13 protein-coding genes are annotated in these 12489 nt (G+C 63.2%); 6 read left to right on the forward strand and 7 right to left on the reverse strand.

Features of this window, described 5'->3' with window-relative positions; all coding sequences use genetic code 11:
* The first annotated feature begins 15 nt into the window (after positions 1 to 15).
* The 6 genes from E4M07_RS10370 to E4M07_RS10395 all read left to right on the forward strand — a co-directional run bounded on the left by E4M07_RS10370 (position 16) and on the right by E4M07_RS10395 (position 5740).
* Positions 16 to 405 (forward strand): DUF4345 family protein, encoded by a 390-nt coding sequence (locus E4M07_RS10370; RefSeq protein ID WP_136658224.1) that lies wholly within the window; start codon positions 16 to 18, stop codon positions 403 to 405.
* A gap of 346 nt (positions 406 to 751) precedes the next feature.
* Entirely contained in the window at positions 752 to 1312 is a 561-nt protein-coding gene (locus E4M07_RS10375; protein WP_281404978.1) for a F0F1 ATP synthase subunit delta, read from the forward strand.
* Positions 1312 to 2841, forward strand: coding sequence for a F0F1 ATP synthase subunit alpha (atpA, locus tag E4M07_RS10380; RefSeq protein WP_136658226.1), 1530 nt, complete (start codon positions 1312 to 1314; stop codon positions 2839 to 2841). Before E4M07_RS10375 ends, atpA begins: the two co-directional genes overlap by 1 nt.
* 39 nt (positions 2842 to 2880) lie before the next feature.
* Positions 2881 to 3762: a F0F1 ATP synthase subunit gamma gene (locus tag E4M07_RS10385; protein WP_136658227.1), complete on the forward strand. Its 882-nt coding sequence runs from the start codon at positions 2881 to 2883 to the stop codon at positions 3760 to 3762.
* A gap of 25 nt (positions 3763 to 3787) precedes the next feature.
* On the forward strand, positions 3788 to 5272 hold the full coding sequence (atpD, locus tag E4M07_RS10390; RefSeq protein ID WP_136658228.1) for a F0F1 ATP synthase subunit beta: 1485 nt from the start codon (positions 3788 to 3790) through the stop codon (positions 5270 to 5272).
* Between the two features lie 69 nt (positions 5273 to 5341).
* A complete protein-coding gene (locus E4M07_RS10395) occupies positions 5342 to 5740 on the forward strand; it encodes a F0F1 ATP synthase subunit epsilon (RefSeq protein WP_136658229.1) in 399 nt (132 codons plus the stop codon).
* Positions 5741 to 5789: 49 nt separating this feature from the next.
* Here the strand turns inward: E4M07_RS10395 and E4M07_RS10400 are convergent, their stop codons facing one another.
* The 7 genes from E4M07_RS10400 to rsfS form a co-directional block, all read right to left on the reverse strand.
* Complete coding sequence (locus tag E4M07_RS10400) at positions 5790 to 6482, reverse strand: aspartate/glutamate racemase family protein (RefSeq protein WP_136658230.1); 693 nt, start codon at positions 6480 to 6482, stop codon at positions 5790 to 5792.
* A 5-nt stretch (positions 6483 to 6487) separates the two neighbouring features.
* Positions 6488 to 7006: an RNA pyrophosphohydrolase gene (locus tag E4M07_RS10405; protein ID WP_136658231.1), complete on the reverse strand. Its 519-nt coding sequence runs from the start codon at positions 7004 to 7006 to the stop codon at positions 6488 to 6490.
* Positions 7007 to 7008: 2 nt separating this feature from the next.
* Complete coding sequence (locus tag E4M07_RS10410) at positions 7009 to 8220, reverse strand: divergent polysaccharide deacetylase family protein (RefSeq protein ID WP_136658232.1); 1212 nt, start codon at positions 8218 to 8220, stop codon at positions 7009 to 7011.
* 63 nt (positions 8221 to 8283) lie between these two features.
* Positions 8284 to 9645, reverse strand: a complete 1362-nt coding sequence (locus tag E4M07_RS10415; protein WP_136658233.1) for a S41 family peptidase — start codon at positions 9643 to 9645, stop codon at positions 8284 to 8286.
* Positions 9635 to 10960, reverse strand: a complete 1326-nt coding sequence (locus tag E4M07_RS10420) for a murein hydrolase activator EnvC (RefSeq protein ID WP_246660405.1) — start codon at positions 10958 to 10960, stop codon at positions 9635 to 9637. Before E4M07_RS10420 ends, E4M07_RS10415 begins: the two co-directional genes overlap by 11 nt.
* Before the next feature lie 356 nt (positions 10961 to 11316).
* A complete protein-coding gene (gene rlmH, locus E4M07_RS10425; protein ID WP_136658235.1) occupies positions 11317 to 11799 on the reverse strand; it encodes a 23S rRNA (pseudouridine(1915)-N(3))-methyltransferase RlmH in 483 nt (160 codons plus the stop codon).
* A gap of 189 nt (positions 11800 to 11988) precedes the next feature.
* On the reverse strand, positions 11989 to 12465 hold the full coding sequence (gene rsfS, locus E4M07_RS10430; RefSeq protein WP_136658236.1) for a ribosome silencing factor: 477 nt from the start codon (positions 12463 to 12465) through the stop codon (positions 11989 to 11991).
* Positions 12466 to 12489 lie beyond the last annotated feature (24 nt).

The following is a 12489-nucleotide window of genomic DNA, read 5'->3' on the forward strand; positions in this document are numbered from 1 at the left end:
CACGGGGGAGCACCAATGATCGCGTTTTACTGGCCGGGCAGCACCGGGGAATGGCTGGCTTTCATCGTGGCGGCGGTCACCGTCGGCTTCGGACTGCTGCTGTTCCTGATGCCGCGACTGTCGTTTCGCATCCTGCGCCTGAAGCCGCTGGATGAACGCCCGGATGCGATCGCCGAGGGTCGCGCCACCCTGGCCGGCTTTTATCTCGGTTGCGGCCTGAGCTGCCTGCTGCTGGCACAGCCGCTGCTCTACTTGGCACTCGGCCTTTCCTGGGCCTTCACGGCGCTCGGCAGGCTTGTCTCCATCCTGTTCGACCGGGCCGGAACGCCGTTCAACTGGGCATCGCTTGTCTTCGAGGCCGTGTTGGCACTGCTGCCGCTCGGCTTCGTGTTCGGATATCTGTGACAACGCAGGCCGTTCCGGGCAACGACCGACTGCTGTAAGCAAGCCGGAACGCGTTACCGAACCGACTGGAATTCCAACATTCCGATTTGCGTTTTCGCGGCAAGTTCGCTTCCTGAAAGCCGATTTTTTTCGTTTCGCGCGAAAGAATGTCCGGACTCATCCGAAAGCAGGGGGCAAAGCGTGTTGCGAGTCCAAGACACGTGTGCTAGACGAACCACGAATTTTTGGCCGCCGCACATTTGAATGGTGTTGCGGCTGAAGAAAAATCGAAACAAATTCAAGGGTTTGCGGGGACATAAGCCTCCGGTTCCGAATCCCTGAATTCAGTTCAGAGAAATTTGTGCCCGTGGCAGACACATCTTCGCTCATTTCCGGTGTTGCAGAACGGTACGCGTCATCCCTTTTCGAATTGGCGCTCGAGGCCGGTTCCGAAGCAGCGGTTGCCGAAGAACTCACCCGGCTCGAATCCCTGATTGAAGAAAGCGACGATCTCAAGCGTCTGATCGTCAGCCCGGTGTTTTCCGCCGAGGACCAGTTCAAGGCTATCGGCGCCATCGCCGACAAGGCGGGCCTGACCGGCCTTGTGGGCAATTTCCTGCGCGTGGTGGCGAAGAACCGGCGGCTGTTCGCCGTGCCCGGCATCATCCGCGCCTACCGGCTTATCGCAGCCAGGCACCGCGGCGAGGTGTCGGCGGAAGTCACTTCCGCGCATGCGCTGAGCGCCGAGCAGGAAAACGAATTGAAGGCGGCGCTCAAGAGCGTCACCGGCAAAGACGTGGCAATGCATGTCAACGTCGACCCGTCGATCATGGGCGGGCTGATCGTCAAGGTCGGCTCGCGTCAAATCGACACATCGCTTCGTTCAAAACTTTCTACCCTTAAGCTTGCACTGAAAGAGGTCGGCTGATGGACATCCGTGCCGCGGAAATCTCCGCAATCCTAAAAGAACAAATCAAAAATTTCGGCAAGGAGGCTGAAGTCTCCGAGGTCGGTCAGGTGCTGTCGGTCGGCGACGGTATCGCCCGCGTCTACGGCCTGGACAATGTGCAGGCCGGTGAGATGGTCGAGTTTCCCGGCGGCATCCGCGGCATGGCGCTGAACCTTGAATCGGACAATGTCGGCGTCGTCATCTTCGGTTCCGACCGCGACATCAAGGAAGGCGACACCGTCAAGCGGACCGGCGCCATCGTTGACGTGCCGGTGGGCAAGGAACTGCTCGGACGCGTCGTCGATGCGCTCGGAAACCCGATCGACGGCAAGGGCCCGATCCAGGCCAAGGAACGCCGCCGCGTCGACGTCAAGGCGCCCGGCATCATCCCGCGCAAATCGGTGCACGAGCCGATGTCGACAGGCCTCAAGGCCATCGACGCGCTGATCCCGATCGGCCGCGGCCAGCGCGAGCTGGTCATCGGCGACCGCCAGACCGGCAAGACCGCCATCCTGCTCGACACGTTCCTCAACCAGAAGCCGATCCACGAATCCGGCGCCGAGGAAGACAAGCTTTATTGCGTCTATGTTGCAGTCGGCCAGAAGCGCTCGACCGTCGCGCAGTTCGTGAAGGTTCTGGAAGAGCGCGGCGCGCTCGAATATTCGATCATTGTCGCCGCAACGGCGTCCGACCCGGCACCGATGCAGTTCCTGGCGCCGTTTGCCGGATGCGCCATCGGCGAATATTTCCGCGACAACGGCATGCACGCCCTGATCGGCTATGACGACCTTTCGAAACAGGCCGTCGCCTACCGCCAGATGTCGCTGCTGCTGCGCCGTCCGCCGGGCCGCGAAGCCTATCCGGGCGACGTCTTCTACCTGCACTCGCGCCTGCTGGAGCGCGCCGCCAAGCTCAACGAGGACAACGGCGCCGGCTCGCTGACGGCCCTGCCGGTCATCGAAACGCAGGGCAACGACGTTTCGGCCTTTATTCCGACCAACGTGATCTCGATCACCGACGGCCAGATCTTCCTCGAAACGGACCTGTTCTACCAGGGCATCCGCCCGGCGGTGAATGTCGGCCTTTCGGTTTCGCGCGTCGGCTCCTCCGCCCAGGTCAAGGCGATGAAACAGGTCGCCGGCTCGATCAAGGGCGAGCTTGCCCAGTATCGCGAGATGGCGGCGTTCGCCCAGTTCGGCTCGGATCTCGATGCCGCCACGCAGCGGCTGCTCAACCGCGGATCGCGGCTGACGGAACTGCTCAAGCAGCCGCAGTTCTCGCCGCTGAAGACGGAAGAGCAGGTTGCCGTCATCTTCGCCGGCGTCAACGGCTATCTCGACAATCTCGATGTCGACGATGTCGGCAAGTTCGAGCAGGGTCTGCTGGCGCATATGCGCAGCGACGGCAAGGATGTGCTGGAAGCCATCCGCGTCGAAAAGGCGATCAGCGACGACATCAAGGACAAGCTCACCGCTGCCATTGATGCCTTTGCCAAGTCCTTCGCCTGAGCGGCTGCGGACGCAACCCTAGCAACGGACGGATAACGGATGCCTTCCCTTAAGGATCTGAGAAACCGGATCGCCTCGGTCAAGGCGACGCAGAAGATCACCAAGGCGATGCAGATGGTCGCCGCGGCGAAGCTGCGGCGCGCCCAGGAGGCGGTCGAGGCAGCGCGGCCCTATTCGCAGCGCATGAGCGCCGTGCTCGGCAACATCGCCAATGCGGTCAGCGAGGGCGACGACACGCCGCGGCTGATGACCGGGACCGGCTCCGACCAGACCCATCTTCTCGTCGTGTGCACGGCGGAACGCGGCCTTTGCGGCGGCTTCAACGCGCAGATCTCGCGCCTGGCGCGCGAGCATGTCGGCACCCTTCTTGGAGAAGGCAAGGATGTGAAGATCCTGTGCGTCGGCAAGAAGGGCTACGACATCCTCAAGCGGCAATATGGCGACCTGATCATCGACCGCGTCGACCTCAGGGAGGTCAAGCGCATCGGTTTCGCCAATGCCGACGAGATCGCCCGCCAGGTCATCGGCCTGTTCGACGAGGGCGCCTTCGACGTGTGCACCCTGTTCTACTCGGAGTTCCAGTCGGTCATCACCCAGGTGCCGACGGCGCAGAAGATCATTCCCGCCAGCACCGGCGAGGCTGAAACCGAGGGCAACGGGACCGATGCGGTCTACGAATACGAGCCGGATGCATCGGCAATCCTCGACGACCTGATCCCGCGCAACATCGCCGTGCAGATTTTCCGCGCTTTGCTGGAAAACGCCGCGTCCGAACAGGGCGCGCGCATGACGGCCATGGACAACGCGACGCGCAATGCCGGCGACATGATCGACAAGCTGACGCTCAACTACAACCGTCAGCGGCAGGCGCAGATCACCAAAGAACTGATTGAAATTATTTCGGGCGCGGAAGCGCTCTAGAGGCTCTGGAGAAGGGTTAGAAGACATGGCTAAGGCAGCTACCAAAACAAAGACCGCTGGAGCGGAAACAAAGCCGGCAGGCGCCAAAGGCACGGTCACACAGATCATCGGCGCCGTCGTCGACGTCGCCTTCGAGGACCATCTGCCGCCAATCCTCAATGCCCTGGAGACCGACAACCTCGGCAACCGCCTGGTCCTGGAAGTGGCGCAGCACCTCGGTGAAAACACCGTGCGCACGATCGCCATGGACTCCACAGAGGGCCTTGTGCGCGGCCAGGAAGTCACCGATACGGGCGGCCCGATCTCGGTGCCGGTCGGCGACGAGACGCTCGGCCGCATCATGAACGTCATCGGCGAGCCGATCGACGAGGCCGGCCCCGTCAAGGCCACGGCGACCCGCGCCATCCACCAGGACGCGCCGGAATATGTCGACCAGTCGACGGAAGCCGAAATCCTCGTCACCGGCATCAAGGTTGTCGACCTGCTCGCACCTTACGCCCGCGGCGGAAAGATCGGCCTGTTCGGCGGCGCAGGCGTCGGCAAGACCGTTCTCATCCAGGAGCTGATCAACAACGTTGCCAAGGCGCATGGCGGCTACTCCGTCTTTGCCGGCGTCGGCGAACGTACGCGCGAGGGCAACGACCTCTACTGGGAAATGATCGAATCGGGCGTGAACAAGGACCCGCAGGAACACAAGGGCTCGACCGAGGGTTCGAAATGCGCGCTCGTCTTCGGCCAGATGAACGAGCCGCCCGGAGCCCGCGCCCGCGTCGCGCTGACGGGTCTGACGATCGCCGAGCAGTTCCGCGACGAAGGCCAGGACGTGCTGTTCTTCATCGACAACATCTTCCGCTTCACCCAGGCGGGTTCGGAAGTGTCGGCGCTTCTCGGCCGTATTCCTTCGGCGGTGGGCTACCAGCCGACGCTGGCGACCGACATGGGCACCATGCAGGAGCGCATCACCACCACCAACAAGGGCTCGATCACGTCCGTGCAGGCCGTTTACGTCCCGGCGGACGACCTGACCGACCCGGCGCCGGCGACCTCGTTCGCGCACCTTGACGCGACGACGGTTCTCAACCGCGCGATTTCGGAAAAGGGCATCTATCCGGCGGTGGATCCGCTCGATTCCACGTCGCGCATGCTCGACCCGATGATCGTCGGACAGGAGCACTACGATGTCGCCCGCCAGGTGCAGTCGATCCTGCAGCGCTACAAATCGCTCCAGGACATCATCGCCATCCTCGGCATGGACGAACTCTCCGAAGAGGACAAGATGACGGTTGCCCGCGCCCGCAAGATCGAGCGCTTCCTGTCGCAGCCCTTCTTCGTCGCCGAGGTCTTCACCGGCTCGCCCGGCCAGCTCGTCGATCTCGACGACACGATCAAGAGCTTCAAGGGTCTTGTCGAAGGTGAATACGACCACCTGCCGGAAGCCGCCTTCTACATGGTCGGCGGTATCGATCAGGCGATCGAGAAGGCACAGAAACTGGCTGCCGAAGCCGCCTGATGACCTGACGGATCGGGGCGGCCGCGAAAGGGCCGCCCGGCGTCGACAAAGATGACAGGGTGACAAGCCATGGCCGACAGTTTCAATTTCGAACTCGTGTCCCCGGAACGCCTGCTGCTTTCGGAAGCGGTCAACGAGGTTATCCTGCCGGGCGCCGACGGCGAGATGACGGTGATGGCCCAGCACGCGCCGGTCATGACCACCATCAAGCCGGGCATCGTCGAGGTGCGGGCGGCTGACGGCGCCTCCAACCGGTACGTCGTCTTCGGCGGCTTTGCCGATATCCTGCCCGAGGGCTGCACGCTTCTGGCCGAATCGGCCGTCCATGTCGACGACATCGATCACGAGGCGCTGGCGCAGCGCATCCAGGACACGAAAGAAGACCTTCAGGACGCGACGACGGATGCCGACAAGGCGCGTTTCTCAGAGCGCCTGGACCACCTGACGACACTGCAAAGCGCGGTCTGAGCACCTCGCAGCATTGCCGGGATCCTGAGCGGGCCGAAAGGCCCGTTTTCTATTGCAGCGCCCGGTCCACCGCGGCGACGGCGTGCAGGGCCGTGGTGTCATAGATCGGCAGCGCACTGTTCGTCTCGTCGACCGCCATCGTTATCTCCGTGCAGCCGAGAATGACGGAATCGCAACCGCCGCCGCGCAGGTCGTCAATGACCGCGCGAAACAGGTCGCGCGCGCCGGCCTTCACCTCGCCGAGGCACAGTTCCTCGTAGATCACCCGGTGGATCGCATCGCGGGACGGCTTTTCGGGAACAACGACGTCGAGGCCGAACCTGGAACGCAGGCGCTCGGCATAGAAGTCCTCTTCCATGGTAAAACGGGTGCCGAGAAGACCGACGCGTTTTCTCCGGTCCGAGGCAAGGGCGTCACCGGTCGCATCGGCAATGTGCAGGACCTCCAGCCCGGAAGCGGCCTCGACCTCGTCGGCGACCTTGTGCATCGTGTTGGTGGCGATGACGAGGAATTCGGCGCCCGCCGATTTCAGCCCGCTTGCCGCACCGGCCAGAATTTCGGCGGTGCCGGCCCAGTCGCCCGAATGCTGGCGCTGCTCGATCTCGTGAAAATCGACCGAGTGCATGAGGATGCGGGCCGAACGCAGGCCGCCGAGGCGGCGCTTCACCTCTTCGTTCATCAGGCGGTAATAGAGCGCCGTCGATTCCCAGCTCATGCCGCCGATCAGGCCGATCAAACGCATCGCATTCATGCCGTGACGTGGGCGAAGGCAGCGGCCACTTTGTCGTAGACCGCGCGCTTGAAGGGAATGATGAGATCGGGGACCTCGGAGAGCCGGCGCCACTGCCAGGCGTCGAACTCGGCCTTGTGGCCGTCGGGCGGCGGGTTGATGGTGATTTCGCTCTCATCGCCCTCGAAGCGAAAGGCGAACCAGCGCTGGGTCTGGCCGCGATACTTGCCCTTGAGCGCGACGCCGATCAGGTGCTGCGGCAGGTCGTAGTCGATCCAGTCTGGCGCCTCGGCGAGCAGGGAGATGCTGGAGATGCCGGTTTCTTCGTAAAGTTCGCGTTTTGCGGCATCGAAAGGCGCTTCGCCCTTGTCGATACCGCCCTGCGGCATCTGCCAGACGTGATCCGAGGCGGAAAACTCGCCCTTATCCTCGTAGATGCGCCGTCCGGTCCACACCAGGCCTGCGTCGTTGACGACGACGATCCCGACGCAGGGGCGGTAGGGCAGGTCCTCGGCTTTTGGACGGCTCCTGGCCATTTTCAGGGATCTTCCGGATCGTCGGCGAGCGCCGATACCGAGACGATCTCGACCCCGCGCGCCTTGGCCTCGTTGGCCCATGCGGCGATGGCGTCGACGCTCTCTTCGAAGGCCGAGGCGACGGCGATCGCCGAACCGTTGCGCCGGGCAATGCGTTCCGCATCGTCCAGCTTCTTCATGATATCCGTGCGGCCGACCTTGGCATCGACGATGATGTCGGCCTGCGCATGGGGAACGCCCACGGCGCCGGCGATCGGCTCGGTGACGGTGCGCGCGGATGTGCCGTCGTCGAGAAAGAGCACCCCGCGCTTTGCCAGTTCGCGCATGACCGTCTCCGTCGCCTTCTGGTCGGAAAGGAAACGCGCGCCCATGAAGTTCATGATGCCGGTGTAATTGGTGATGCGCCCCATGGCCCAGTGGAGATCGGCAAGGTTCTGCTGCGGCCCGTCCTCGACAAGCAGCGTGTGCGGGCCCGGATCGGTCTGCGGATAGTTGAACGGCTCGAACGGCACCTGCAAAAGCACTTCGTGACCGGCCCGCCGCGATTCCTGCAGCCAGCGCTGCAGACTGTTGCCGGTGGCGGCAAATGCCAGGGTGATTTCCTCCGGAAGCGTGGCAATCGCGTATTGCGTGCCCGTCTGGCTGAGGCCGAGGCCGCCGACAACGATAGCCAGCCGCGTGCCGCGCGCGCCCGACCAGGGGCGGGCATAGGCATCGAACGGGCGGTAGCCGTCGGCGCCCTTAACGGGCAGCCTGCCGAATTCCGTCTTCTCCAGCAGTTCTGGAACCGGAAGATGGGCGACGCGCGGGTCCTGTCCGACCGTTTCCGCGCCTGAAATGATGATCGGGCCGTCATTGCCACGATCGGCGGGCGAGATGGTGGTGACGACCTGGCCTTCATTGGTCAGCGTGCGTTGCACGTTCGCGCCGGAATCGCCGGAAAGGCGCTTGTCGGCGACTTCGCCGCCTTCAATGACGACCGGAAGGGCTTCGGCCGATGCCGGCTGGCTCCCGGATTGGGCCTCGGCCTGCATCTGCGGTTCCTGCTGTCTGAGCGGCGCCTGCTGCAGGGCGACAAATCCGGCACCGGCGATGACGACGACGCCGGCGATCGACGCTAACCAAAGACGCAGGGAACCGCGCGGTCGCGACCCCGGCCGTTTGTTCCGGCGATCCTGACCGAGCGGTTTGTCTAGTTCGGAACCTGTGTCCACAGCCGCCGGCTCAACCTCGTTTCAGCTCGGTGCCGCCCGATTCGGCGCGCGGCACCGTTACGCTTATTCGGTCTTGCTGTCGGCGTTGTCAACATCCTCGGCCGCCTTTGCCGTCTTGTCGGCATTGGGCGGATAGGCCGGATCGGTGATTTCGCCGCGCATCAGCTCGAGCGCGTGGCCGAGTTGCTCGTCGTCTTCCGGCTCCGGCGGGACATAGGCGATCGAGCCCGATGCCTCGTCGGTCTCGTCCTGTCCCTGGATATGTCCGCGCAGCTCCGATTCACCGGTCTCGCGGACGCGGCCCTGGAGTTCCTCGGGCAGCGGCTGCTGGACGATGATGTCGGGCTTGATGCCGGTGCCCTGGATGGACTTGCCGGACGGCGTGTAATACAGCGCCGTGGTCAGGCGCAGCGCACCGTTCTCACCGAGCGGGATGATGGTCTGCACCGACCCCTTGCCGAAGGAGCGGGTGCCGACGATGGTTGCCCGCTTGTGATCTTGGAGGGCGCCGGCGACAATCTCCGAGGCACTTGCGGATCCGCCGTTGACAAGCACGATGATCGGCTTGCCGCCGGTCAGGTCGCCCGGCCGCGAATTGTAGCGCCTGGTTTCCTCGGCGTTGCGGCCGCGGGTCGAGACGATTTCGCCGCGATCCAGGAAGGCGTCGGAAACATTGATCGCCTGATCGAGCAGGCCGCCCGGGTTGAGCCGCAGATCGAGAACGTATCCCTGCAGCTTGTCGGCCGGAATCTTCTCCTCGATGGAGTCGATGGCATCGGCAAGATCGTTATAGGTCTTCTCGGTAAAGGAAATCAGCCGGATATAGCCGACATTGCCTTCGACCCGGTGCTTGACGGCCTTGATCTTGATGATCGCGCGGGTGATCGCGATATCAATCGGTGCGTCGGCGCCTTCGCGCAGGATCGTCAGGTTGATGTCGGATCCGACCGGACCGCGCATTTTCTCGACCGCCTGCGAGAGGGTGAGACCGCGCACCGGCTCGCCATCGATCTCGGAGATCAGGTCGCCGGAAAGGACGCCGGCCCGCGATGCGGGCGTATCGTCGATCGGCGTGATGACCTTCACCAGCTCGCTGTCCTGATCGAGCGTCACCTCAATGCCGAGACCGCCGAACTCGCCGCGCGTCTGCGTCCGCATGTCGTCCGCATCCTTGGCGTTCAGGTAGCTCGAATGCGGGTCGAGCGAAGTCAGCATGCCGTTGATGGCGCTTTCGATCAGCTCGCTTTCCTCCGGGGGTGTCACATATTGCGCCCGCACGCGCTCGAACACGTCACCGAATATGGAAAGCTGCTTGTAGGTCTCGGAATTTGCGGCAACGGCCGATGTGCCCGCCGATTGCAGTGCGCTAACGGAGACCGCGCCTATGAAGACGCCGGCGGCCAGAATAATTACCTTACGAATCATTGCTTACCCTTCCGGAAGGTTTGCTGGCCCACCACGGAGCCGGATCAACGGGTTTACCGTTCTTTCTGAATTCAATGTAAAGCGTTGGCTCCGCCGTAGCCAGAGCCAAAACCGATGCCGATACCACTTTTGTCGTGTTCATGCGCCCAATTGGCTCGCCGGCGACGACAAACTGACCGATATCGGCGTTGGTGCTGCCCATGCCTGCAAGCACCAGATGATAGCCGTCCCCGGCATTGAGTATAATCAACTCGCCATAGGAACGGAACGGGCCGGAGTATACCACCCAACCGTCTGCCGGTGCTGTCACAATTGCGTCAGGCACCGTTGAAACCATCATGCCCTTCAGCGGCCGGCCGGTCCCGTCATCCTCGCCGAATCCGAACTTCCGGTTCCCGGCGACGGGCAGTTCCAGTTTCTTCTTCAGGCGCGAGAAGGCAAATGCCGGGGCGATGCGATCGGCATCCGGCGGCGCCTTGCGAGCTGTTTCGCGGGCTTTTTCCCTTTGCTTCTGCGACTGCTCGGCGCGTTGCTTTTCCGCGCGCTCGGCTTCCTCGGCGGCGCGGCGCACCGATTCGATCTCGTCGCCCAGCGATGAGATCAAATCCTCAAGGCTGCGGGCACGTGCCGCGAGCCGCTGGGACGCCGCGGCCTCCTGTTCCAGCTTTTCGCGGTTCTGTTCGGCAAGCTTGCGTTTCTCGGCAAGGAGCAGCGTCAGCTTCTCCTCCTCCTCCGCCTGCTCCTGCAGCGTTGCGATCAGGCGCTCGCGCTCGTTGGAGATCGAGGCGCGCACATCCGTCAGTTCCTTCAGGTCGGCCACCAGCTTTTCGGTCTGTTCGCGGATCTCCGGGACCACTGCGCCAAGCAAAATGGCGCTGCGCACCGATGAGAGCGCGTCTTCGGGGCTGACAAGCAGGGCCGGCGGCGGATTGCGCCCCATGCGCTGCAGGGCGGCAAGCACCTCGGCGAGAACGCCGCGGCGGGCGTTGAGCGAATCGCGCAACGCGGTGTGGCGGCCGCTGAGACTGGCTAGGCGCAACTCGCTTTCGGCAACCTCCTCACTCAATTTCTTCTGCGTCTTGGCGCTCTGAATGAGTTCGGTCCGGATCGTCGCCTGATCCTTTTTGAGCGCGTCGATGCTCGATTCGAGCGCCACGCGGCGTTCCCGCGAGAGCTCGATATCGGCGGTGATCTTCTCGAGTTCGCCCAGCCCCTTGCGCCGCTGCTCGTCCAGCCGCTCGACCGTGGCCTCGCCGGGCCGGCCGGACTTCAGGGCCTGCGATGTCCGGACACTCTGCGACTGGGCGGGCGCCATTGCCGCCGCCAGGACGGACGCGGCGCAAACCAGTCCGACCGCACTGTTGCGCAACAAAGGGAACGCTGTGTGCAGGGGGCGCGCCCGCAAGCGGCCGGGCAGACCTGCCGTGTATTTCCCCGTGCGAATCATCAGTCCCCGTCTTTGCACCATGCGATCATTATCGCCGCTCCTCGCAAGCCAATGCAATATCCTCCCGGGGCGGGAATTGCCGTATGGCCGATTTTGTCCTCCATGCCCGTGATCGCGCGTCGAAGGCACCGCATATCGCGATTCACGGCCGTCGGACCTGTCTGCCAGCCAAGAGTGGCCGGGATATGGCAGGATCCGGGTTATCGGGCTCATCGCAACGCGCACTAGCTTCGGTGATAGGGATGACCGGTCAATATGGTCGAAACCCTGTAAAGCTGCTCGGCAAGCAGGATCCTGACGATCTGGTGCGGCCAGGTCAGCTTTCCAAAGCAAAGCACCGCATCGGCCCGCTCCGTGAGTTGCCGGTCGAGGCCGTCCGCGCCGCCGATCACAATGACGAGATCCCGGCGCCCAGCATCGGACCAGTCCTGCAGCATGCGCGCGAAGGCGTTCGAATCGATGGCCTTGCCGCGCTCGTCCAGGGCAATGATCAGTGCATCGGCCGGCAATTGCCTGGCAAGGGCATCGTATTCATCGCTTTTTCGGGTGTCGGCGTTTGCGGCCCGGCTCTCCGGCAGCTCGACGACGCGGCTGAAGGTCAGGCCGCAGGCGGCACCGGTTTTGGAGAATCGATTGAGATAGCGCGCTGCAAGTTCTCTTTCGGGGCCGGCCTTCAACCGGCCCACGGCATAAATCGATACGCGCATTTCGCCTCGCATGGTCGCCCGGTCCGGACCGGACCGGCAACCGGCGCATCGTGTGGCCGGGCGGATTCGCACATTAAGGCCGCGTGCGGATCCGATACCACACTCAATCAATAAGTCACCAACGTGCCTGCAAGGAACCGGAACGGCTGTCCGCGGGCGATCGCGGACCGGGGGTCCGGCTTGCGGACGCTAGTGGATCGTGTCCTCGTCGATCTCCGGGGTCATCCACATCTTCTCGATGTTGTAGAATTCCCTGACTTCCGGGCGGAACACGTGAATGATGATGTCGCCCGCGTCGATCAGGACCCAGTCACCGTTGCTCAGACCCTCAACTTTCGCCGTACCGAAGCCGGCGTCTTTCAGGTCGCGCAAAAGATGGTCGCAGATCGCCGTGACATGACGGTTCGATCGGCCGGACGAGACCACCATGTGATCGCCCAGTGCCGACTTTCCGGTAATGTCTATGGAGACAACGTCTTCGGCCTTGGATTCCTCGAGGCTGGCGAGGACCAGTTTCAACGCATGAAATGCAGCATTGCCGCTTTCCAGTGCGGATGAGGAAATGTTTTCAACATTTCCCTTGCTGTGTGCTGTTCTCAGTGTCTTTCCTTTCCGTGACAGAACAAGCTGTGTATCTGCCTGTGCGCGAAGACCTTCCGGCCCCATTGCCGATGTTTCTTCGCCTCAACT

Origin of the sequence: Nitratireductor sp. XY-223, from assembly GCF_004959855.1 — a bacterium.
GTDB lineage: Bacteria > Pseudomonadota > Alphaproteobacteria > Rhizobiales > Rhizobiaceae > Hoeflea_A.

What these genes read in the sequence shown, in the direction of transcription:
- E4M07_RS10370 (WP_136658224.1), top strand. Translation starts at nt 16, where the DNA reads ATGATCGCGTTTTACTGGCCGGGCAGCACCGGGGAATGGCTGGCTTTC.
- atpA (WP_136658226.1), top strand. Translation starts at nt 1,312, where the DNA reads ATGGACATCCGTGCCGCGGAAATCTCCGCAATCCTAAAAGAACAAATC.
- E4M07_RS10385 (WP_136658227.1), top strand. Translation starts at nt 2,881, where the DNA reads ATGCCTTCCCTTAAGGATCTGAGAAACCGGATCGCCTCGGTCAAGGCG.
- atpD (WP_136658228.1), top strand. Translation starts at nt 3,788, where the DNA reads ATGGCTAAGGCAGCTACCAAAACAAAGACCGCTGGAGCGGAAACAAAG.
- E4M07_RS10395 (WP_136658229.1), top strand. Translation starts at nt 5,342, where the DNA reads ATGGCCGACAGTTTCAATTTCGAACTCGTGTCCCCGGAACGCCTGCTG.
- E4M07_RS10400 (WP_136658230.1), bottom strand. Translation starts at nt 6,482, where the DNA reads ATGCGTTTGATCGGCCTGATCGGCGGCATGAGCTGGGAATCGACGGCG.
- E4M07_RS10405 (WP_136658231.1), bottom strand. Translation starts at nt 7,006, where the DNA reads ATGGCCAGGAGCCGTCCAAAAGCCGAGGACCTGCCCTACCGCCCCTGC.
- E4M07_RS10415 (WP_136658233.1), bottom strand. Translation starts at nt 9,645, where the DNA reads ATGATTCGTAAGGTAATTATTCTGGCCGCCGGCGTCTTCATAGGCGCG.
- E4M07_RS10420 (WP_246660405.1), bottom strand. Translation starts at nt 10,960, where the DNA reads ATGGCGCCCGCCCAGTCGCAGAGTGTCCGGACATCGCAGGCCCTGAAG.
- rlmH (WP_136658235.1), bottom strand. Translation starts at nt 11,799, where the DNA reads ATGCGCGTATCGATTTATGCCGTGGGCCGGTTGAAGGCCGGCCCCGAA.
- rsfS (WP_136658236.1), bottom strand. Translation starts at nt 12,465, where the DNA reads ATGGGGCCGGAAGGTCTTCGCGCACAGGCAGATACACAGCTTGTTCTG.